This window comes from Rhodococcus sp. ACPA4, assembly GCF_002300185.1.
Taxonomy (GTDB): domain Bacteria; phylum Actinomycetota; class Actinomycetes; order Mycobacteriales; family Mycobacteriaceae; genus Rhodococcus_F; species Rhodococcus_F globerula.
Map to the genome: position 1 here is coordinate 371,039 of NZ_NSDY01000003.1, position 23,151 is coordinate 394,189.

Here is a 23,151-nt window from a genome sequence, read left to right on the forward strand (position 1 = left end):
CGGTTCGGGTGTCCCCGCGACTGAGCCGGCGCCGGTGGTCGTAGAACGTCGACTAGGGAAGGCCTGCGATCTGCAGCAAGAGGGGTAACGGGTAGTGCGCCTGAGGTCCTCGACAGCTCGAACTTTCAGCGTCGTTCCTGTGACCTCAAGCCCGCAATTTTCCCAAGTAGGCGATCTCGGCGCGCAGTCGTTCGTTCTCCGTGCGCAGTGTCATCGCGCGAGTGATGTGTGGACACGGGTTCGGTCCGTGGAAGCTGGTCCCCATAACCTAGAACGGTAGCGCGAATCGGACCCGAGTTCTGGCGCCGTCGAGATATAGGGGCGGCCCTCGCTGTGTTTTGGTGAGGGCCGCCCCTGTGGTGCGTCAACTCCGGAGCAAAGCATCTTCTGAATTGTGTGTTTGATCTGTCGTGGAGGTAGAGGATCGGTGTGGCGATCACATCGCCGGGTCCGGCGGCACCGACAGTGCGGCGAATCCCGTCGACGATTCTAGGCGGCGCGAGTCGGGGGAACGGAGCAGTCGCGCGGCGATACGATCCGCTCGACGGTGCAGTTTGAACAAATGGGAGCGCTCGGCCTCATCGAGTTCCAGGGCACGTCCGATGGCGTCAATCACGGATTTGGAGATACCGGTGACCTTGCCGCGTTCGATAATCGTCGCGGAATCGGTGTAGAAGAGATGTTCTTTGGCGCGGCGGATGGAGCTCTTGAGGGTGGTCGCGATGACTGCGGGCAGTCCGGTGGCGTCGAGGGGTTGGCCGCACAGCTCTCGCCAATCTACGAGCGGCTCATTGGGTTGCGTGACTGAGCTCGCTGTCATGTTGGCTCGGCGGTCACGGGCTTTGCTGCCCCAAATGCCTACCGCCGCAGAGTGTCATGGCAGCTTCCGACTAGAACGCCGCGCCGCTCAACGGCCTGTCTCGAAAGATCCCTTTGCGCGCAGGCGAGTAAGGAGCCAGTTGCTGCTCCCCATGAGGTGGCGGAAAGAGTCGTGGAGAGTCACTTCGGCAACCGCTTGTGAGTATCCGATCCGCGTAACGCGCTTAACGCGGAGGAACGTCCTTAACGCGGAGGAACGTCCTTAACGCGGAGGAACGTCGGGGATGTTATCCCGCCCCGAGCGGAGACGTCCATCGAGGCTCACAATCTTCCCCTGTGACACTACTGTCAACGGATTGCCTTTCCAAGAGCGGGTTGAATGCTGACTCATTGACACAACTGTCAACTGATGTAAGGCTAATCACATGCCGACCGCAAATTCTGTGTCGTCACTCTGGTATCCGCTATCCGCCCGAATCGGGGCGCGTCAAGGAGGCAAACTGTGATAACCCGAGCAGCTGTGCTGCGTGAGTCCCCAGGCAAGTTCGAGGTCGTCGACATCGAACTCGAAGAACCGCGTCAGAACGAGTTGCGCGTGAAGCTCGTCGCGGCAGGGCTCTGCCATTCCGACGATCATCTCCAGACTGGGGATCTGGTGGGAGACCATTACCCGATAATCGGAGGTCACGAGGGCGCGGGCGTTGTGGAGGCCATTGGACCTCACACATCCGGGTGGGAAGTAGGAGACCACGTCGTCTTCTCATTCCTACCGGCCTGTGGCCATTGCCGGTGGTGCGCAGAAGGGATATCCAACCTGTGCAACGTGGGTCAGTACACGGTTCGAGGCTCTCGGTTCGATGACCCTGACAGCTTCCGTTTCAGTCTCGATGGTCAGCCTGTGGGGCAGATCGCAGGGCTGGGAACCTTTGCCGAGAGAACTGTCGTATCTGCTATGTCGGCGATTAAAGTGCCGAAGGAGCTGTCTTTGGAGAAGATTGTCCTTCTTGGCTGCGGAGTCGGTACAGGTTGGGGTTCGGCTGTCTATTCCGCAGAGATCATGCCCGGCGACGTCGTGATCGTCATGGGTATCGGTGGTATTGGCATCAACGCAGTCCAGGGGGCTGCGCACGCCGGAGCCGGAACTGTCATCGCGGTCGATCCAGTGCCGTTCAAGCAGGAGAAAGCCTTGGAATTGGGTGCGACGCATGCCTTTTCGACTATCGAAGAGGCTGCTGACTTCGGCCGCTCGGTCACCGAAGGTCAAGGTGCCGACAAAGCCATCGTGACCGTTGGTGTAACCGCCGGTGTGCACATCGCTCAAGCCTTCGACGCCATCCGCAAGGCTGGAACGGTGGTTGTGACGGGTATCGGTGATATGACCGGCGAGGGTGGTATTCCCATCAACCCATGGATGCTCACAATGATGCAGAAGCGGATCCAAGGATCCTTGTTCGGTTCGAGCAACCCCTTCGCCGACATCCCCAGGCAGATCCGGATGTACCAGAACGGGCAGTTGAAACTCGACGAGTTGATCACGCAAACGTACACACTGGACGATGTGGCGACCGGATACGCGGACATGCACGCGGGCAAGAACATTCGCGGCGTCATCATCTTCGATTAACCGATCACGGGAGACATGACATGCACTATCAGATGTTAATCGGTGGACAATGGGTCGACACCGATGAGCGCTATGAAGTGATCAACCCGGCCACGGGCGCTTTGGTAGCGACACTGGCCAAAGGTGGGGTCAAGCACGTCGACGCGGCGGTGGAGGCGGCGGCCCAGGCCTTCGCGACCAGCGGCTGGCGCGAGCGGCCGATGGCAGAGAAGGCGGATCTCATCGATGCTGTCGCAGCGAAGCTCAGTGAGCGGGCCGAGGAACTCGCACTGCTCGCCGCACAGGAAAACGGCACACCTGTCCGACTCGCACAGGGATTGGCGGTCGGGTACCCGATCGCCCACATGCAGCGGTTCGCCAATCTCGCTCGAAGCTATGAGTGGGAGCGAACTGTGGTTGAGGCTGACGGCAGTGTGGCCGGATCAATCCGGCGTGAACCACTGGGGGTCGTGGGAGGAATCGTTCCATGGAACTTCCCTCTGTTGCTGGCCGTGTGGAAGACGATCCCTGCCATTGCCACGGGCAACAGCGTTGTACTCAAGATCGACGAGAAGACACCTATTGGCACCACAATCCTCGCCGAAGCCCTCATGGACGCTGGACTGCCTGATGGGGTCTTCAACCTTGTCACAGGAGACGGCGACAGCGTTGGTGAGCATCTGGCGGGGCATCCAAGAGTCCGCAAGATTTCGTTCACCGGATCCACAGCCACTGGCCGGAAGGTGATGAGCGCGGCCTCGAACAATGTCAAGCAGGTCACCCTCGAGCTTGGTGGCAAAGGCGCGAACATCATCCTCGATGATGCCGACCTCGACCTCGCGGTGGATGGGTCGTTGTGGGCATTTCTCGTCCACGCCGGGCAAGCGTGCGAGTCCGGCACCCGCCTTCTCGTGCACGACTCCATCCACGACGATTTCGTCTCCCGGTTGGTCGCTCGGGCACGTCAACTCCGGATCGGAGATCCGACAAAAATCGGGACCGACTTGGGTCCAGTGATCAACTCTCGCCAGCGTGATCGCATCCTCGAATTCATCGAGAGCGCGAAACAGGAAGGTGCGAGCCTGGCCTTCCAGGGAACCCTGGACGGTCCGCTATTTGAGCAGGGGAACTGGGTTCCTCCCACAGTATTCACCGATGTAACCAGCGACATGCGGGTGGCGAGTGAGGAGATCTTCGGCCCGGTGCTGTCGGTGCTCCGGTACCACGACATTGATGAGGCAGTAGCGCTGGCCAACGACTCGGAGTACGGCCTGTCGGCAGGGGTGTGGAGCACCGACGAAGGCAGGGCGCGTGAAGTGGTGAATCGACTCGAGGCCGGCACCGTCTGGATTAACGACTGGCACAACCTTTCAGGGGCACTGCCTTTCGGCGGGTACAAGCAGAGCGGTTTTGGCCGGGAGCTCGGCCCAGATGCACTGGACGAGTTTACAAATCAGAAAGCCATCTCGATCGATCGTTCGGAGCGTTCGGACCGGGTCGGTTGGGGTCTGCTGTTCGGTGTGACCGAGTCGACGAGTTGACAGCAGAGTACTACTCGACGAGTTGGGCGTGAACCTTAGTTGATCTCTACGCGGGTCGACTGGGAGGGGCGGGGCGATGTATCAGCCCTCGCCCCTCTGGTTTGAGGCGACTTGGCATCAATCTCCAGGTGTCGGATCGAAGTTGTAGTGCCAATAGGGCTCAAGTTACGGCTTCAAAAACGGGTATTTCGCCCTGCCTTGACCACGATATGGACTTGTGCGCTTAGGTAGCGATCGCTAATCTATTTGACACTACTGTAAAGCGTTGTTAGCAGATGAGGAGTCCATAGTGGGTTTACGTACGGGTGACGAGTACCGCAAGGGCCTCAACGACGACCGTCGAGTGTTCTACCGTGGCAGGCAAGTCGACGACGTGGTCGGTGAGCCCGAACTCGCCATGGCAGTGGACCATTCGGCAATCTGCTTCGACATTGCAGCTGATCGTCCGGACTTGGCGGTCGCCGATGTCGATGGGGAGGAAGTCAGCGCATTCTACGTCGCACCAAAATCTGCCGACGATCTTGTGCGCCGCGGAGCGCTCATCGAAGAGGTATCGCGACGTGGCGGAGGAACGATCGTCCTCAAGGAGGTCGGCAGCGACGCGATGTTCGCGCTATTGCGGGCGACAGAAGGTGAAGGGCTCGAGAACGCCCGCGAATTCTACCGTCGGGTCTGTCGAGACGACCTCGCATTAGCTGTCGCCCAAACTGACGTCAAAGGCGACCGGTCACTGGCACCGCGCCAACAAGCAGACCCGGACCTCTACCTGCACATCGTTGACGAAGACACGGACTCAATCACCGTCCGCGGCGCCAAATGCCACACCTCGTTCTCCGCGAACGCCGACGAACTGATCGTGCTCCCCACCCGAGCCATGGGACCCGACGACGCCGACTACGCCGTGTCCTTCGCCATCCCGATAGACACACCGGGTCTTAACCTCTACGTCTCGCCATATGCCGCGGGCGATCGAAACAGCTTCGAGTTCCCGATCTCAAGCAAGCACAAATTGCTCGAGTCTCTGACGGTATTCGACGACGTCCGAGTGCCGAAGGATCGCGTATTCCTCAACCGTCGTTCCGAATTGGCAGGTCCACTTGCTCTGGCGTTCGTCGACTATCACCGCTTCACCGCTATCAATTACAAACTTCCGCTGCTCGACATCATGGTCGGCGCCGCTTCCCTGATCGCCGACGCCAACGGCATCAGCAAGGCTGGCCACGTCAAAGGCAAGCTCACCGAGTTGATTACTTGGAGTGAGACTGTCCGTGGGCTTGCTCAACTGTCGGCTGTGCGTTCGCGTCCAGGTGAGCATGGAGTGCAACAGCCCGACCCTCTCGCGGTCAACATGGCGAAGTACCACTTCGCTCACGGCTTTCACAACGCTGTCGCGATACTCACCGACCTGTCGGGCGGTTTGCTCGCCACCGGCCCCGGCGGCGAAGATTGGGACAACCCGGAGATTCGGGCAGTTCTCGAAAAGTACTATGCAGCAGCTGTTCCGGCCGAGAAGCGTCTGAAGTTGCTCAACTTCATCGCCGACCTCACCGCCCGCGACTACGGCGGATACCAATCCGTACTCGCAACCCACGCCGAGGGCTCACTCGAAGCGGAGAAGCTACAGATTTCTCGCTCGTTCGATCCCACTCGTGCGCGGAGCTACGTCAGCGGTCTCGCCGCTATCGATGCGCTTTAGAGTGCGGCTCTCCAATCGACACGAAAGGTTGCTCGTATGCCTGGCCCCCTCCACGGTGTAAAGGTCCTCGAACTCGCAGGAATCGGCCCCGGGCCGCACGCTGCCATGATCCTCGGTGATCTCGGCGCCGACGTTGTCCGGGTCGAACGCCCGAGCGGCGCGCTCGAGGTCACGAATGGGCAACCCGATCACATGTTGCGAAATCGACGATCGATCAATGCGGACCTGAAGACAGTTGAGGGGCGTGAACGAGTTCTCGAACTCGTCGCCGTCGCGGATGTCCTGATCGAGGGTTATCGGCCCGGCACCACCGAACGGCTCGGCCTGGGCCCGGACGACTGTTCGTCGGTCAATCCAGGGCTGATTTACGCACGGATGACGGGATGGGGCCAAGAGGGTTCACTGAGCAAGCGTGCAGGACACGACATCAACTACATCGCTTTGACGGGCGCGCTACACGCGATCGGCGACAGCGAGGGGAAACCTGTCCCGCCACTGAATTTGGTGGGAGACTTCGGTGGCGGATCGATGTTCCTCGTCGTGGGGATTCTTGCTGCGTTGCTCGAACGGCAGCAGTCAAGTCGCGGGCAGGTTGTGGATGCGGCCATGGTCGACGGCGCGAGCGTGCTTATGCAAATGGCGTGGGCCATGCGGGGCGCTGATGCATGGACGGATCGGCCACGGGCCAATCTTGTCGACGGGGGAGCGCCGTTCTATGACACCTACCAATGCGCCGACGGCAGATGGATTGCAGTGGGCGCAATCGAGCCACAGTTCTACGCACAATTACTGACAGGGCTGGGTTTGGCCGACGCGGAGTTACCCGAACAAAACGACCGTGATCAATGGCCACATATCCGAAAGGTGTTTGCAGAGGTCATCCTCGCAGAGGAACGTGATCACTGGGCGGGCGTATTTGCTGGCACCGATGCTTGTGTGACGCCGGTGTTGTCGCTGGATGAAGCGGCGGCTGGCGGTCATTTGGTGCGGCGTGGCACCATCATCGAAGTCGGCGGGGTCCAGCAGGCGGCGCCCGCGCCGCGTTTCTCCCGTACGCCGTCGGCCATTCCCACGATCCCTCGCACAGCTGGCGCAGACGCGAGTGCTGTTCTTCGCGACTGGCTCGGGAGATGACCGACTTCCGATCGCCCAGCGGCGACGGCGCACGGTAGATACTGTGAATTGCCTACTAGCGCAGGCGATTATGGCAAATTGATCAGTGCAATGGTCGACCATCGGCCATCGGCTATTGCACTGATCGCAGTCGGTGCTGTGGTCGTTTTGGGGCACGCTGCGCTGTCGCGTCATGCGGCGATCCCTGTTCATCGGTGCGCTTGCCATCTGTTCTGCCGTGGAGGGTGTGGCTTGTCGTGACGGCGAGCATGGATCGAAAGCATAGGGCCACAAGACTTGTGGCGCGTTTTACACATGTGTAAAGTCGAGTCAATGAGTAACCTTCCTCCCGTCGACAGGCGGACCATCCGCGACGCATTCGATCGAGCTCTCGCTGCGCATCCGGATAAGCTGGCGCATGTCAGTATCGATGGATCGTGGACCTTCACGCAGGCGTACGAGCGGGCTCTCCACCTGAGCTCCGGATTGATGCACCACGGTCTCGTGCGCGAGAAAACAGTGGCCTTGATGCTCGACAACAGCATTGACTTCGTCCATACCTGGATGGGTGCAGCGCTCATCGGTGCTGTTGAGGTTCCCGTCAACACCGGTTATCGAGGGAATTTTCTTGCCCACATCCTGAACGATGCCGGCAGCGAGGTGCTGGTGATCGAAGAACGCTACCTAGATCGACTCGAGCTCATTGCCGCGGATCTTCTGTTCTTGCAAACGGTGGTGGTTCGGGGTGAGACCAAAGCCAAGGCGCCGGCACCGTTTACGACGGTCCGCTTCGAAGACCTTCTCGGGTACGGCATGGGCGATCCAGTCGATCTGGATGCGAGCGACCTCATGGCGTATATGTATACCTCCGGTACGACGGGCGCGTCCAAGGGCGTCGAGATAACCCATGCCCACGCGTACACCTACGCCTCGCGTGAGGATCAACCACGCCCTACTGCGGATGATCGTATCCTTGTCACGCTTCCTCTCTTTCACCTTGCCGGTCAGTGGTATGGGGCTTATCAGGCGCTGATTGTCGGCGCCACCTGTTTCCTTGAGCCCGGCTTCTCGGTGTCGGGGTTCTGGCCGATGGTGAGACGGCACGAGATAACGATGACAGTCATGCTCGGTGCGATGGCCGAGCTGCTGCAGCAGCGCGATCGTTGTGAGGACGATGCCGACAACTCACTCGATCTAGCGGTAATGGCGCCGTTGGCCAGCGACCCAAAGGCTTTCGCCCAACGTTTCGGACTCACCCTTGAACCCGTGTATGGCATGAGCGAGATCGGCAGCCTCCTGGGCAGCTACGGAACCGAACTGGTGCCCGGCGAAGCCGGCGTCGCCCGTGAGACCGAATACGAGTTGCGGCTGGTGCGACCTGACGGCTCCGAGGTTGACGACGATGAAGTAGGCGAATTGTGGGTCAGACCAAGGGATCCACGCATTGTCATGGCCTGTTACCACGGCCTTCCCGACAAGACCGCTGAAACCCTGCAGGACGGTTGGGTCCATACAGGAGATGCGTTCCGGCGTATTGAGGGACACTATTTCTTCGCTGACCGGATGAAGGACGCGCTACGGCGGCGCGGTGAGAACATCTCGAGTTTCGAGGTCGAACGCGTTATCAACACTCACCACGATGTATACGAGAGTGCCGTGGTCGGCGTGCCCTCGAAGCTCACCGAGGACGAGATCAAGGCCATCGTTGTACCTCGGGACGGGGTCACGATCGATCCAGTGGCGCTGACGGAATTTCTGATCGAGCGGTTGCCATACTTCATGGTCCCGCGCTTTGTCTGCTTTGTGGACGAGCTCCCGAAGACCCCCACCCAGAAGATTCAGAAGCACATGCTCCGCGCCGACGCCGCCCATGTGATCTGGGACCGTGAAGAGGCTGGGATCATCGTCAGGAAAGGAAACTGACAATGCCCGTCACTCAAGTTCTCATCGCCAACCGCGGCGAGATCGCTGTCCGCATCGCCCGTGCCTGCGACAGCCTGGATCTGTCGTGGGTCACGGTGTATGCCCGCGATGACCACTCGTCCGCACACGTCACCGAGCGCAGCTACGCACTCGATGCCGAAGGCCCCGCCGCGTACCTCGACATCGCTGCGCTGATTGCTGCGGCCAAGGAGACCGGTTGTGATGCGGTACATCCCGGGTACGGATTCCTATCGGAAAATGCAGATTTTGCGCAGGCCTGCCTCGACGCTGGGCTGATATTCGTCGGTCCCGCGGTGCCCACTCTGCGGATCTTCGGCGACAAAATGTTGGCCCGCCGAGCGGCGGTCGAGGCCGGGTTGCCCGTGCTGCGAGCCACCGACACCGACACCGGGCCCGCGGCAGCGGAAGAGTTCTTCGATTCGGTGCCAGGTGCGGTAATGGTAAAGGCCGTCGCCGGCGGCGGGGGTCGAGGCATACGAGTGGCAACGCACCGCGAGGAGGTGGCGCCGGCGGTGGAACGTTGCCGCTCCGAGGCGCTGCGCGCATTCGGCAACGACGCGGTATATGTCGAGGAACTTTTGGCCCGCCCCCGGCACATCGAGGTTCAGCTGATCGGCGATGGACACGACGTTGTCGACCTCGGTGAACGCGACTGCAGCATACAGCGCAACCGCCAGAAGATCATCGAGCTGGCACCGGCTCCGGCGCTCTCGGACTCGCTGCGCCGCGATCTTCTCACCGCAGCCCGGACGCTAGGCCAACACACCGCACTGAGCGGCGTCGCCACGGTCGAATTTCTCGTCGATCCGGAACATGACCGCTTCGTGTTTCTCGAGGTCAATCCGCGTATCCAGGTCGAGCACACGATCACCGAGCAAGTCACCGGTGTCGATCTAGTAGCAGGTCAATTGCGGATTGCAGCTGGTACGCCCCTGTCCGAACTCGATCTGCCCGACCCCCCACCCCTCGCCCGCAGCAGTGTTCAGCTGCGATTGAACGCCGAGTCGATGACACCCGACGGACGAGTCCGCGCCGAGGTAGGAACGATCGACCGTCTCGATCTGCCCACCGGGTCCGGAATCCGCGTCGACACACACGCCCAACTGGGACTGCAGGTGTCCCCGCGCTACGACTCGCTGCTCGCGAAGATCATCGTCGACATGCCCATCGGAGATCCTCGGGCACTGCTCGACGCCGCCATTCGTGCCCTCGATGAAGTCCGGATCGACGGGGTGGAGACTAACGCGGCACTCGTCCGTAGTCTTCTTGCACGCCCCGAGATCGTCGACGGCTCGCTGTACACAACATTGGTGGACGACCAACTCCACGAGCTGATCGCCACGGTGACACGTCCGGCCGACGACCCACGGATCGAGACTGGAGACTGTGTCGTACACGCCGCGATGACCGGTGTGGTAATCGCGGTCGACTGCGCTGTCGGCGCAGATATCTCACGTGGCGCGCCGCTGCTGGTGCTGGAATCCATGAAGATGGAACACGTCGTGGCCGCTCCTGTCAGCGGCCGAGTCGAGCGTCTGATGATTTCGGTCGGGGATGTGGTTACCGAGGGCGACATCCTCGCTGTCCTGGGTGGAACTGCCGGCGATGACGCCGCTGATATTGCTGGCGATCTCAGTGTTGAGCTTAACGAAATCCGCCCCGACCTCATGGAGCTTGAAACGCGTCTCGGCTACACCCGAGACGACAATCGCCCGGATGCGACAGCGAAGCGACGCGCGCTCGGACGCCGCACTGCCCGCGAAAACCTGACCGACCTGTGCGACGAGGGGTCTTTCGTCGAGTACGGTGCTCTGACCGTCGCCGCGCAACGTGGGCGGCGCCCACTGCAAGACCTGATCGAGAACACCCCCGCGGACGGCCTGATCTGTGGCATAGCCACCATCGACGGCACTCGGTGCGTGGTGATGTCCTATGACTACACCGTGTTCGCTGGAACCCAAGGCATGTATGGCCACCGCAAACAAGCGCGGATGTTCACCATCGCAGCTGAGCAATCGTTGCCGATCGTGCTCTACACCGAGGGCGGCGGTGGCCGTCCGGGTGACGTCGATACAGGGTGGATCGCCGGACTCGACGATCCCACCTTCACTTTGCTCGCCCGGCTCTCCGGCTCGGTGCCCATTGTCGCCATCGTCTCCGGTCGTTGCTTCGCCGGAAACGCCGCGCTCGCCGGGTGTGCCGACATCATCATCGCCACTCCGGAAGCATCGCTCGGCATGGGTGGTCCCGCAATGATCGAAGGCGGTGGTCTCGGTACCTTCCACCCCGACGTGGTCGGGCCGATGAGTGTCCAGGTGCCAAACGGGGTCGTTGATATCCTCGCTGACGACGAGGCCCATGCGACTGCGTTGGCGCGCCAAGTGCTGGGTAACTTATCCGGCATCGAGATGACTTGGACCGTTGACGATCAACGTCTCCTGCGTCACCTCGTCCCGACGAACCGCGCGCGCGCGTACGACGTCCGACCGGTGATCACTACGGTGGCTGACACAGGTAGTGCGCTCGAGCTTCGACCCGATTTCGGTTCTGGTGTCTTGACCTACCTCGCGCGTCTCGAGGGCCGGCCGATAGGCATCGTCGCAAACAACTCGATGCACCTCGGGGGTGCTATCGACGCCGACGCGGCCGATAAGATGGCACGATTCCTCCAGCTCTGCGACGCACACGGCCTGCCTATTCTGTCATTGTGTGACACCCCGGGCTTCATGGTCGGCCCTGAGGCCGAGAAGTCGGCGTCGGTTCGTCATTTTCCCCGTGTTTTCGTCGTGGGCGCCAACCTGCGCGTCCCAGTCTGCTTCGTCGCGTTGCGGAAGGCATACGGACTCGGAGCCATGGCAATGTCCGGTGGGCATTTGCATGCCGCCACCGCAGCCTTCGCGTGGCCGACCGGAGAGTTCGGCGGTATGGGACTCGAAGGCTCGGTTCGTCTCGGATATCGTCGGGAACTCGAGGACATCGCCGATCCGGTCGAGAGGCAGGACCGTTTCGCCGAGCTTGTGGACGAGGCATATGAGAGAGGAAAGGCACTGAACATCGCGACAGTGTTTGAGATCGACGGGGTCATCGATCCCGCTGAGACCCGCACCCTGGTGTGCGGGGTCATCGGAAAGACGAAACTTGCCCCGCGGCGAAACTTCGTAGACACCTGGTGAGTACCGAAGATAAGTTACTGGACGCGGCGGCGGCTATCGTTGAACGGCGAGACTATGTGCTTCCGTCGGTCGCGGAGATCGCCCGCGAGGCCGGCGTGACGAGACCCACCGTATATGCCTACTTCACGAGCAGCATCGAGGTCTTCGCCGCTGCGGTCGCACGTGTGCGCAATCGCGTGCTGGCTATTCAGGAAAGCGCCGATACCACCAGCGCCACTGCCACTTTTCGCTCCACCTTGGTCGCAATGCTCGACATTCACGTCGAGCATTGCGGTCTGCTGGCGGTCCTAGCCGAGCAAGCCCGTATCGACGAGCAGATGCGGACTTTGTGGCATGACATTCACGACCGCTCGATCCGACGCCACGCTCGGTTTATCGACCGGCTGGCCGAATCAGGCCACGCTCGGCCCACTGCAAGTGGCCTGATCATCGCTGAAGCAGTCAACGGAATTTCGACCCGCTTCGCGTATCTAGTGATCGAGAACCCGGACCGCAGGGAAGAATTGACCGGCGAACTAGTGGCTCTGCATCGTGCGCTGGTCGGGTTGCCTGTCAACAATGAAGCGGCCCGCACAGGACTCACTCGCTGATCAACGCCCAAATGGACTCGTCCTCGGATCAGTAGTGATCCGAGGACGAGTTTTGTGTGGAGCTGGCCGGTCAGAACCTGGTATCGGCTGCCCGGACCTGCAGGATGATGGCAGCGATCAAACTGATGACGCCGGCGAGTGCCATGTAGACAGCAACTGCGGTCCAGGATTGGTAACTGCTGAGAAGGGCGGCGGCGATCAGCGGTGCGGTCGAGCTGCCGAGAACCTGACCGAGAGTGTTGCTTACTGCGACACCGGCGAACCGGACGTCGGCGGGAAACATTTCGGCGAAATAGGCGGGCATGATTCCGAAGTTGGCGACGAAGGGCACATAAAGCACCACAAATCCGAGCAGCATGAGTGCTGGTTGTGCGGTATTCAGGAGCAGGAACCATACGAAGGGTGCGGGAATCAACGCCACCAAAGACACGGTGAAGATGGTGCGGCGACCGATGCGGTCCGAAAGCCAACCGAAGAACGGCATACCGATGATGAGAATGATGTTGGCGAACAAGACCAGGGTCAGCATCAGGGACCGACTCACGCCCAGTTCCTGTGATCCATATGTCAACGAGAAGACGGTCGATACGTAGAACACCACACCGGCGGAGATCATCCCTGCCGCGATCAAGACGACCTGTCGCCAGTGATCGCGAGCGATGATTGCCAGGGGGAACCGGTGGACGCCGTCGGCGCTGACCGCGGTGAATTCCGGGCTTTCGTCGAGACGGATGCGGATGGCCAGACCTAGTACGACCAGGACGGCGCTGAAGAGGAACGGGATTCGCCATCCCCACGCGAGGAATGCGTTGTCATCGAGTTGTGAGACAAGTAGGAAAGCTAGATTCGCCAGCAGTAGTCCCCAACCGGATCCGGTTCCTACAATAGATCCGAACAGCCCGCGCCGTTTGGCGCCAGCGTGTTCGACGCTCATCAATACTGCACCGCTGTATTCGCCGCCGAGTGAGATGCCCTGGGTGATCCGGGCGATAACGAGCAGGATCGGTGCCCATACGCCGATCGCGTCGTAACTTGGTAAGAGACCGATCGCAAAGGTCGCCGTGCCCATCATCAGGAGGCTGGTCACCAACATTCGCTTGCGTCCCAAGCGATCTCCGAAGTGTCCGAAGATCAAGCCGCCAATAGGACGAGCCACAAAGCCCACACCGAACGTGGCCAAGGACAGCAGGGTTCCCATCAGCGGGTCGAAACTGGGAAAGAACAACTTCCCGAACACGAGCGATGCGGCGATGCCGTAGACGAAGAATTCGTAGTACTCGATAGTTGTGCCCAGCAGGCTGGATAACAACACTTGGCGTGCCTGCCGGGGTGGCGTTGCCACATCCACGGTCTTATACGCCGAAACATTTGTCATGGGGAAATGCCCTCCAAGGCATGAACAGGGGCGACGCTCGTCAGTCGCCAGCGTCGTTGAGGGTTGTCACCGGCACTCCAGTAGGTGACCCGGCGCACAATCTACGGTAACTTTACAGTACTGTAAAGCGCCGAGGGTCAGCCGCCGTTTTCGTAGGCGCGTTGGCGCCACCAGCGTTGACGTTTACGTCAATGAGGATTGGCGACATCGGTTGATGAAGCGCTGGACATCGCATTCTGACGTGGGATCGCTGGCGTCAAGGATCCAGACGCCCCGAGAGTGTGAACATCTTCGGCTTCGCTGATAAGGCTTTGATCTTTGCTAAGACCGAATCAGTCGGAGTTGCGATTCCGTGCGGCATCCCTTGTCCGAGCAGGCGAATTGTTTACTCCGCCGCGGCGGAGTCTTTCGGGGTTCGTAGAGCATGTCTGCGACATCTTTGTGCGCACACCATTGAGAAGTGAGTACTGTCGTATTTGAGCTGGTCGTACCGCCGGGATCAGTGTGTGGGACTAGGCACCGACGGAGTGAGTAGACCGTCCGATGGGTGAAGGTGATTCGCTCGGCACTCAGCGGTATCCGCTGTCGCTGGCCGCGGAACTGGGAGGCGTCGGCTTCGATGCTGCAGTGGAGATCGGCCGCGGCGGTTTCGGTGTCGTCTACCGCTGTACGCAGGCAGATTTGGACCGTACGGTTGCAGTGAAGGTGCTCACCGTTGATCTCGGCGTTGAGAACCGGTCTCGCTTCTTCCGGGAACAGCAGGCGATGGGCCGGCTGACCGGGCACCCGAACATCGTCAGTATCTTGCAGGTCGGTGCCACCGGCAGCGGCCGCCCGTACATCGTGATGCCCTATCACCCGCAGGATTCCCTGGACGCACAGATCCGCCGCGACGGTCCGCTACCGTTGACTCAGGCGTTGCGTTTAGGGGTGAAAATAGCGGGAGCGTTGGAGTCGGCCCACACCCTTGGCATCGTGCACCGGGACATCAAACCTGCCAACATCTTGCTCACCGACTACGGCGAACCGGAGCTGGCCGACTTCGGTATAGCGCACATCACCGGAGGATTCGAGACCGCCACCGGAGTAGTCACCGGTTCGCCGGCGTACACCGCTCCGGAGGTGCTGGCGGGAGATCCACCGACTCCAGTGGCCGACATCTATGGACTTGGCGCCGTCCTCTTCAGTGCTCTCACCGGTCACGCCGCGTTCGAGCGTCGCAGCGGTGAGCAGGTTGTCGCGCAGTTTCTGAGGATCACCAAGCAAGAGGTGCCCGATTTGCGCGAGCAGGGGATCCCAAACGATGTATCCGATGCAGTATGTCGCGCGATGTCGCGGACGCCCGGCAAGCGCCCGGCCACAGCAGCGGAGTTCGGCGAGGAACTGCGGCAACTGCAACGGCACTACGATTTTCCGGTCGATGAGATGCCCTTGCGCGCCGAACCCGTCACAGCGGGCCGCGGCCGACGACCAAGTCCCGAGGGACGCGTCCGACATTCAGGTGCCTTTTCTCCGAGGACGACGGGGGAGCTTCCTCTGGAATTGACCAGCTTTGTGGGCCGCCGACGCGAGCTGACCGAGGCGAAAAGGCTGCTCGCCTCTGGCCCGTTGGTGACGTTGACCGGGGTCGGAGGTGTCGGTAAGACCCGGCTGGCGATGCGGCTCGCGGCGGGGGTGCAACGGGAGTACGCCGACGGTGCGCGGCTCGTGGAGTTTGGTGAGTTGCGTGACGAGTCGTTGCTGGTCGAGACGGTGGCCGGTGTGCTGGGACTGCGGAACCAGTCCGCGAGACCGGTGCGGGAGATTCTGATCGAGTTCCTCGAGCCGCGGGAATTGCTGTTGGTTCTCGACAACTGTGAACACCTGGTCGACGCGACTGCAGAATTGGCCGCGACATTGGTGCGCGTCTGTCCGTCGTTGCGGATTCTGGCTACCAGCCGCGAACCCCTCGGTATCGGAGGGGAGGCGGTACTGCGGGTTCCGTCGTTAGGCGTCCCGGAGCTCGAGCGGAAGTCGTCGCTCCGGGAATTACCTAAATACGATGCGGTGTCGTTGTTCGCCGAGCGCGCCGCGGCGGCAGTTCCGGGCTTTGTGCTCACCGAGGAGAATGCAGAGACGGTAGGCGAAATCTGCCGCAGGCTCGACGGTTTGCCGCTGCCGATCGAGCTGGCGGCGGCGCGGTTGCGCGCCATGTCGCTCGAACAGATCCTCGAGCGGTTGACCGACCGATACACCCTGCTGACTCGCGGTAGCCGGGGTGCGCCGTCGCGCCAGCATACGTTGCGGCTCTGTATCGACTGGAGCTTCGAGTTATGCACTGCCAGTGAGCAATTGGTGTGGGCTCGATTGGCGGTCTTCGCGGGTAGCTTCGAACTCGATGCAGCGGAGTTGGTGTGCAGCGCCGACCTGGATCTCGGCGAACTTCTGGACACGTTGACGTCGTTGGTAGACAAGTCGATTCTGATCCGCGAGGAGTATGGGTCGGTGGTGCGGTTCCGGATGTTCGAGACGTTGCGGGAGTATGGGTACGAGAAGCTCGAGCAGTCCGACGGGGCTTTGCAACTGCGTCGCCGTCACCGAGACTGGTACGAGCGGTTGGCGCTCGAGGAGGAGGCAGAGTGGATCAGCGTCCGCCAACTCGACTGGATCGCCCGTCTGAAGCGGGAGCAGTCGAATTTGCGGGAGGCCCTTGAGTTTAGCGTCGCCGACGATCCCGCCGCCGGCTTGCGGACCGCCACGGCACTCTACGTATTTTGGGCCTCGCAAGGCCTCTACAGCGAGGGGCGGCGCTGGTTCGACCAGCTGCTTGCACGCCAAAGCGGCCCACTCACCCTCGCCTGGGTCAAGGGTCTCTATTGTGCCAGTGTGATGGCGAGTGTGCAGGGCGATCTCCCTGCCGGGACAACACTTCTCGAAGAGGCTCGGGCGATCGCAGCGCAGACCAGTGACTCGGAGATGCGGGCGTTCGTAGACTGTGCTGACGGCATGCTTGCCCTCTATAGAGGTGACCTCGAGCGCGCGTGCACTCATCTCGAAACCGCGCTTCCCGCATTCAGCACCGATCGAACGCTCGAGGTGGGCGTTTTGTACCCGTTGGGTTTGGCGTATGGACTGAGTGGCCAGACGGACAGGGCGATCGACTGTCACGAGCGTGTCCTGTCAATCACGCAACACCATGGCGAGAAAATGTATCGATCGTTCTCGTTGTGGGCTCTCGGCATCGCCGTGTGGCGAGCGGATGATACGAATCGAGCGGTGCGGCTACTCGAGCAATCGCTGGAGCTGGCGCGGCAGGTGCACAACCCACGGGTCGCCGCGGCATGCTGCGAGGCGATGGCCTGGATCGTATGCGCACAGCGGAACGCACAGCGTGCTGCGGTTTTGATGGGGATTGCAGAAGGGCTAGCGCTTTCCACGGGCTGTACTGTGATCATTCATCCCGATTTGCTTGTCTATCACCAGGAATGCAATGAGAAGGCGCAACAAATTCTCGGAGAGCAGGCATTCGCGACGGCTTACCGTAAAGGCCACGGTTTCGGATTCGATGCGGCAATCTCCTATGCGCTCAATGAAAAGCCTTCCGAGGCATCCAGATCCGATATCGACGACTCGACGAGGCTGACCAAGAGGGAACGCCAAGTCGCCGATCTCATCGCTCAAGGTCTGACCAACCAGGCCATCGCCGATCGCCTGGTGATCTCACCTCGCACCGCTCAAGGGCATGTGGAGCACATCCTGACAAAACTGGGGTTCACCTCCCGAGTGCAGGTCGCGGCCTGGGTTGTGGGGCGTACCCCATAGGCCAGGCACATTTGTGTATCTCGCCGGAGATGACTAGCGCGGATGGCGCTCGCGCTGGATTCTGCGGCTCTCAACGTGGTCGCCCAATCAAGGACTTTCAAGCCGTCCGTATAGTTCGTCGGTCACTATTTCAGGCTTTGGCGGCGTGCTTTGACAGGTTAATTTCAGGTGGAAAGCGTTGGTGCAGAGCACCGTTGGCGTCTGGCCAAATGAGGCCATGGGGGTCGTTGATTTGGTTTCGAAAGGAAATTTCAAACGGAAGGTGCGCACGGGTCTATTCTCGAGGACCATTTCCGATCGTTGATACCAGCTTGACCGACTATCTCGACAGGTACACCTCGGACGTTCACAGTGTGCTAGTTGGGCACACTGCCATAGCGAATGTGGATCGATGCCCGTGGCTGGGCACACGGCCGTCGAGTCCCGCATCTCAAAAAACTCGGTCCCACTTCGGTGCAGGAGCATCCGCAGTGCTCTGAACCGATCGGGTAATTCCGACGCTGTCTATTGGCGAATACTTGGCCGCCGGCGATGCCGGAGACGCCCTGTATGGCGGGTGCGTCGAGAGTTCGATGCCCCGTAAACCAGACCCGCTCTCGACTTCCCGACCTCTAGGGGGCGGCGGCTTTCCGCAATGCCTGGTAGGAGCGCATTCTTTGCGCACCGGCAACTTGCTGTGTCGGGGTCGCCGAACGTGAATCGATTCGTCGGCAAGGGTGACGTCTTAGCGTTGACAATGGTGACATCTTAGCGTTGACAATGATGTCAACGGCAATTACTGTGAGCCGCGACACGCGATCGGGCCTGTTTGGGGGCAGCTCGTCCTGGCGTTTCAACGACAGACATCTGTTTCTATGAAAGGCGTTTCCATGAGGAAGAAACTTCGAATCGTAGCGGTGGCCGCTGTGGTGGGCTCCCTGCTGTTGTCGTCCTGTGGTTCCTCGAGCGGTTCGGGAGACGACGGGACAATTCGTATCGCTTCGATCGCCCCGATGTCCGGGGCGGCATCGGTATACGGCAAGAGCGTAACGGCCGCGATGCAGTACGCAGTTGACGAGAAGAACAACGCAGGCGGGGTTGAGGTCAACGGCACCAAGCACAAGATCGACCTCACGCTCTTCGATGACGAACAGAAGCCCGACGTCGCGCAGTCTGTGGCACGCAAGGCGCTCGACGAGGGGTACAACTTTGTGTTCGGTCCGTTCGGATCGGGAACGGCCAGCGCCAGTCAATCGCTAATGGCCCAGTCCGAGGCATACTTTCAACTCACGGTTGCTGCTGTCGAAGGGCCGACAAAGAACCCGAATGTGTTCCGTTCTGGGGCCCGGATCAACCTCTACACCGATATTGCCCTGGATTACCTCAAGAATCATCCTGAGATCAAGACGGTTGGCATGATCACCGACCAGCTCCACACCGGTCTGGTCAGCGAGGAGCCTCGCCTCGTCGCAGGCATCGAGGCTCTCGGCCGAACAGTTGTCCTACAGGATAAAATGCAGTTAGGGGACACGGACTTTCGCGCGCCGCTCACCAAGATGTTGAGCGTCAAGCCGGATATCTACCTGGTGCGTGCCTACCCCGCCGAGACCGTCCTGATCACCAAGCAGGCGAAGGAGCTTGGCGGAAACGTCCCACTCCAGTGGTCTGCGGGTATGACCAACGGCGAGGTCAAAACGCTTGTCAACGATGAGGCGGCGATGGTGAACGTAACCCAGGCGACACCATTGGCCAACCTGGATCCGTTCCTGGCTGCGAAGGATCCACTTGCCGAGACAGTGGCAGCCGGTCTCGGGGACAAGGCGGGCACCTTCGCTGTCGCCGCATACGACGGCATGCAGGTCTTTTTCGCTGGCCTGGAGTCAGCAGATGAGGTCTCACCGCAGGCGTTGCAGACGGCGATGTCGGGCCTGCAGACTGACGAGATCAAGGACATCACGATCCAGGATTTCCGGCCGCAGGACAGTGGACAGGTGTTCAAGGACCGTGAGGTTTTGTTGAACGCCGCCGCGGTCAGGTGGCAAGCGGGCGTCGGCTTCGTGATTGCGGACTGACGTCCCAGGGGCGCGTCCTAATGAGGGGGCGCGTCCTAACGGGCGCGCCCCCTACTTCAGCAATTCCACCCGTGTATCCAAGGACGTCACTAATGGATCTCTTCCTGCAACAACTAGCCAACAGTCTGGTGCTAGGCGGTGCCTACGTCATGGTGGCGCTCGGGCTCTTCCTGGTTTTCAACACCCTGCACCTGCCCAACTTCGCCCACGGCGAGATGTTTACGCTCGGGGCCTATCTCCAGTGGACAGCCGTCTCACAACTTGGCATCTCGTTCTGGCTCGCCCTGCCACTCGTTGCAGTCATCGTCGCCGGCGTGGGGTGGCTGCTCGAACGTTCTGTCTTCCGCCGCCTCCAGGGATCAAGCGTGCTAGCGGTGCTGGTTGGATCGTTGGCGCTCTCGATCATCATCCAAGAATTCGTGACCTTCATCTGGGGTATCGACCCGCTGTCGGTCCAGGCGCCGATTGAGGGCACAGTCAGCCTTGGCAGCGTGAGCATCGCCAGCTATCGCATGCTCATTATTGTTGCCGCCCTGACGATCTCGGCGTTGGTTGGCGTATTGGTCTATCGGTCCAGGTTCGGCCGCTCGCTGCGCGCCGTCGCCCAGAACCGGGAGATCGCGACCCTTGCCGGAGTCAACATCATCCGCGTCGGCGCCATCACCTTCGCGCTGGGAGCTGGTATTGCCGGACTTGCAGGCGGGTTGCTCGCCCCTACGCTCAATCTTGAGCCGCACATGGGCTTTCATCCAACACTTGTCTCGTTCGTCCTACTCGTCGCGATCGGCGCTGGCGGGCGATTGCAGGCCGTAGTTTGGGGCGGATTCCTGATCGCCGCCGTTGAGACGCTCGCGGCCGGGTACATCTCCAACGACATCCGCAACATGGTCGTCTTCGTCGCCCTGGTCATCTTCCTCTCCGTGCGTCCTGAGGGCGCGTTTCGTCAGGCCTCGGCCCAGAAGGTGCAGTTATGACACTCATCAAGGATTCGGACTCGCCCGTTGTCTCCGACGTGCCGGTCCGCGAGCGGCGTGGAACGCCACTTTCCGTACGACTGGGAGTAGCGATGGCCGTGGTGGTGGGCGGGGTCCTTGTGGCTCCAAACCTGAGCAACCATGAGCTCTATATCGGCACGACAATCCTCGTCTGGGCGCTTGTCGCTTCGAGCCTCAACATCTCAGTCGGCTACGCGGGGCAGCTCAACCTCGCGCAGGGCGGCTTTCTCGCGCTCGGCGCCTACATCGGCGTGCTCGGCACAGGCCAATGGGGATGGCCAGGTCTACTGACCCTCGCTGTCGCCGCTGGTAGCGCGGGAGCCATCGCCGCTATCCTCGGCCTCTTCATCTTCCGAGCCAAGGGCCTCCACTTCGCGCTCTTGACAACTGGCATCACGATCGTGGTCTACAACGTGCTCATCGCGTGGAGCAGCGTGACCGGAGGGGCCGCAGGCATCTCAACGGCGGGGCCGATCGAGGACGGCGGAAGGATCGCGCCGCTCACGCTGCTCGGCCTCTCGATCCACACCGCAGAGGAGTGGTTCCTGGTCATGTTGATCGGACTGGTCCTTCTCGTGTTGGCGCTCACGTTCGTCAACCGCCATAAGCAAGGACTCTCATGGCAGGCCATTCGAGACAACGAAACGCTTAGCGCCTCAGTCGGTATTGATGTAGCCAAGGGCAAGCGGCGTGCTTTCGTTGCCTCTGCGGTACTGGCATCCCTGGTCGGTGTGCTGTTCGGCCACTGGCTCGGATTCATCACACCGGGCTCCTTCAACTTCGCCGAAGCGTCATTCGAGCCACTCGCGATGGTCATCATCGGCGGCGCCGGCACTCTCCTCGGACCGATAGTCGGAGCGATCATCGTAGTCGGTAGCCCCGAGATCTTCCGCGACCTCGACTCGGTCTCCACACTGGTCTACGGCGCCGTGTTGCTGCTCGTCGTGATGCTGGCGCCCAAGGGCATAGTCGGCCTCGGCAAGAATCTCCTCACCAAGGCATGGAACGCACTTCGAAAGGAACGTCCATGACCATGGATACCCAAGACATCGTGCTCGCGACACGGGGGATCGGCATGCGGTTCCAGGGCCTGCAAGCGCTGGGTGATGTCACGATCGAGTTGCCGCGGCACAGCATTACGGGCCTGATCGGGCCCAACGGCGCGGGTAAAACCACACTCGTCAACGTGCTGAGCGGCCTCGCCGCGCCGACAGAAGGCACCGTCATCTATGGTGGCAGCCCCGCGACACGCTGGCGACTTGGCCGAGCTGCCAGAGCGGGCGTGGCCCGAACCTTTCAGGCCTCTACAGTATTTCCCGAATTCGACGTCATCGAGAACATTAAGATTGGGGCTCTCCATGCGCGCAAACCGATTGAGGTCTCCCATGTGCTGGAGATGCTGAAGCTCGACAGTCGCGCTCGGGTCCGCGCCGGCGATCTGTCATTCGGTGAGCTGCGCCGACTCGGCGTCGCGATCGCCCTCGCTACAGGACCTGAAGTGGTCCTCATGGACGAGCCGGGAGCGGGTTTGACTGGCATCGATCTGGAGCTCCTTCGCGAAGTGATTCTCCGCATCCGCGACGAGGGTACGACAGTGTTGCTCGTCGACCACAACATGCGCTTCTTGATGAACACCGTCGAGCGCGTCGTCGTGCTCGAAGGAGGGCGTGTCATCTGTCAGGGCACCCCGGAGACCGTGCAGAAGGACGAGCGCGTCCTTGCCGCCTACCTGGGACGGGGTACCCATGCTTGAAATCAATGGCCTCGAGGCAGGCCATGGTAAGCGGGTCATCCTCCGCGACATCGACCTGACTGTCGGGCCAGCCGAGGTAGTGTGCGTCCTCGGCGCGAACGGGGTTGGCAAGAGTACGTTGCTGCGTACGGTCGCAGGTCTACTCACTCCTCTGGCCGGAGCGGTGCTACTCGACGGCGAAGACATCACCAGGCTCAACCCGTTCAAGCGAGCAGCAGCGGGGCTGGCGTTCGTGCCGGAGGGACAGCAGTCCTTCCCCGGCATGTCGGTGTTGGAGAACTTACACGTGGGTGCCTCTGTACACACCGAAGTCGAGAAGAACATCGACGAGCACCTCGAGCCGATCTTCGCGCTGTTCCCGCGACTCGCGGAGCGGCGCGGGCAGATGGCGGGCACCCTGTCCGGTGGCGAGCGCCAGATGCTCGCGATCGCCCGAGCACTGCTGTCGAAGCCAGCGGTGCTGATGCTCGATGAACCATCGCACGGGCTGGCGCCGATCATCGTGGAGCAACTCGCTGAGACCATCTCGACGATCGCGGAAACTACTTCGATCCTGCTGGTTGAACAGAACCTCAGCATCCCGGCGATCTGCGCGACACACGTTGTGGTGCTTGAGGAGTCGCACATCATTATGCGTGGCGAGCCCGTGGACATCCTGGGCTCAGACCATGTGGTTTCTGCCTACCTTGGCATTTGA

General features: G+C 61.0%; 15 protein-coding genes. 13 read left to right on the forward strand and 2 right to left on the reverse strand.

Annotated elements, in window-relative coordinates:
• Positions 1-436: 436 nt before the first annotated feature.
• Positions 437-820, reverse strand: coding sequence for a hypothetical protein (locus tag CJ178_RS33565; protein ID WP_257013650.1), 384 nt, complete (start codon positions 818-820; stop codon positions 437-439).
• Positions 821-1,321: 501 nt separating this feature from the next.
• On the opposite strand from CJ178_RS33565, the gene CJ178_RS31835 reads away from it, so the two are divergent.
• The 7 genes from CJ178_RS31835 to CJ178_RS31865 all read left to right on the forward strand — a co-directional run bounded on the left by CJ178_RS31835 (position 1,322) and on the right by CJ178_RS31865 (position 12,479).
• Positions 1,322-2,443 carry an NDMA-dependent alcohol dehydrogenase gene (locus tag CJ178_RS31835; RefSeq protein ID WP_095889016.1) on the forward strand — a complete coding sequence of 374 codons (1,122 nt, stop codon included), beginning with the start codon at positions 1,322-1,324 and terminating at the stop codon, positions 2,441-2,443.
• Positions 2,444-2,463: 20 nt separating this feature from the next.
• Positions 2,464-3,963 (forward strand): aldehyde dehydrogenase family protein, encoded by a 1,500-nt coding sequence (locus tag CJ178_RS31840; protein WP_095889017.1) that lies wholly within the window; start codon positions 2,464-2,466, stop codon positions 3,961-3,963.
• A 289-nt stretch (positions 3,964-4,252) separates the two neighbouring features.
• Positions 4,253-5,659, forward strand: a complete 1,407-nt coding sequence (locus CJ178_RS31845; RefSeq protein WP_095889018.1) for a 4-hydroxyphenylacetate 3-hydroxylase N-terminal domain-containing protein — start codon at positions 4,253-4,255, stop codon at positions 5,657-5,659.
• 36 nt (positions 5,660-5,695) lie between these two features.
• Positions 5,696-6,793 carry a CaiB/BaiF CoA transferase family protein gene (locus CJ178_RS31850; protein WP_095889019.1) on the forward strand — a complete coding sequence of 366 codons (1,098 nt, stop codon included), beginning with the start codon at positions 5,696-5,698 and terminating at the stop codon, positions 6,791-6,793.
• A gap of 312 nt (positions 6,794-7,105) precedes the next feature.
• Positions 7,106-8,695: an AMP-binding protein gene (locus CJ178_RS31855; protein ID WP_095889020.1), complete on the forward strand. Its 1,590-nt coding sequence runs from the start codon at positions 7,106-7,108 to the stop codon at positions 8,693-8,695.
• A 2-nt stretch (positions 8,696-8,697) separates the two neighbouring features.
• On the forward strand, positions 8,698-11,889 hold the full coding sequence (locus CJ178_RS31860; RefSeq protein ID WP_095889021.1) for an acetyl-CoA carboxylase family protein: 3,192 nt from the start codon (positions 8,698-8,700) through the stop codon (positions 11,887-11,889).
• The gene (locus tag CJ178_RS31865; protein WP_179300912.1) at positions 11,886-12,479 is read left to right on the forward strand and encodes a TetR/AcrR family transcriptional regulator; all 594 of its coding nucleotides are present in this window, start codon (positions 11,886-11,888) and stop codon (positions 12,477-12,479) included. Before CJ178_RS31860 ends, CJ178_RS31865 begins: the two co-directional genes overlap by 4 nt.
• Positions 12,480-12,549: 70 nt before the next feature.
• Here CJ178_RS31865 and CJ178_RS31870 read toward each other — a convergent pair whose 3' ends face one another.
• Positions 12,550-13,854 carry an MFS transporter gene (locus tag CJ178_RS31870; RefSeq protein ID WP_095889022.1) on the reverse strand — a complete coding sequence of 435 codons (1,305 nt, stop codon included), beginning with the start codon at positions 13,852-13,854 and terminating at the stop codon, positions 12,550-12,552.
• 543 nt (positions 13,855-14,397) lie between these two features.
• On the opposite strand from CJ178_RS31870, the gene CJ178_RS31875 reads away from it, so the two are divergent.
• From CJ178_RS31875 to CJ178_RS31900, 6 genes are all read left to right on the forward strand, one after another.
• Positions 14,398-17,655: a protein kinase domain-containing protein gene (locus CJ178_RS31875; protein ID WP_095889023.1), complete on the forward strand. Its 3,258-nt coding sequence runs from the start codon at positions 14,398-14,400 to the stop codon at positions 17,653-17,655.
• Between the two features lie 869 nt (positions 17,656-18,524).
• Positions 18,525-19,706, forward strand: a complete 1,182-nt coding sequence (locus CJ178_RS31880) for an ABC transporter substrate-binding protein (RefSeq protein WP_179300913.1) — start codon at positions 18,525-18,527, stop codon at positions 19,704-19,706.
• A 92-nt stretch (positions 19,707-19,798) separates the two neighbouring features.
• On the forward strand, positions 19,799-20,680 hold the full coding sequence (locus CJ178_RS31885) for a branched-chain amino acid ABC transporter permease (protein ID WP_179300914.1): 882 nt from the start codon (positions 19,799-19,801) through the stop codon (positions 20,678-20,680).
• Complete coding sequence (locus CJ178_RS31890) at positions 20,677-21,732, forward strand: branched-chain amino acid ABC transporter permease (protein WP_095889026.1); 1,056 nt, start codon at positions 20,677-20,679, stop codon at positions 21,730-21,732. The genes CJ178_RS31885 and CJ178_RS31890 overlap by 4 nt, the downstream gene beginning before the upstream one ends.
• Positions 21,729-22,454, forward strand: coding sequence for an ABC transporter ATP-binding protein (locus CJ178_RS31895; RefSeq protein ID WP_179300915.1), 726 nt, complete (start codon positions 21,729-21,731; stop codon positions 22,452-22,454). The genes CJ178_RS31890 and CJ178_RS31895 overlap by 4 nt, the downstream gene beginning before the upstream one ends.
• Positions 22,447-23,151, forward strand: a complete 705-nt coding sequence (locus CJ178_RS31900) for an ABC transporter ATP-binding protein (protein ID WP_095889028.1) — start codon at positions 22,447-22,449, stop codon at positions 23,149-23,151. The genes CJ178_RS31895 and CJ178_RS31900 overlap by 8 nt, the downstream gene beginning before the upstream one ends.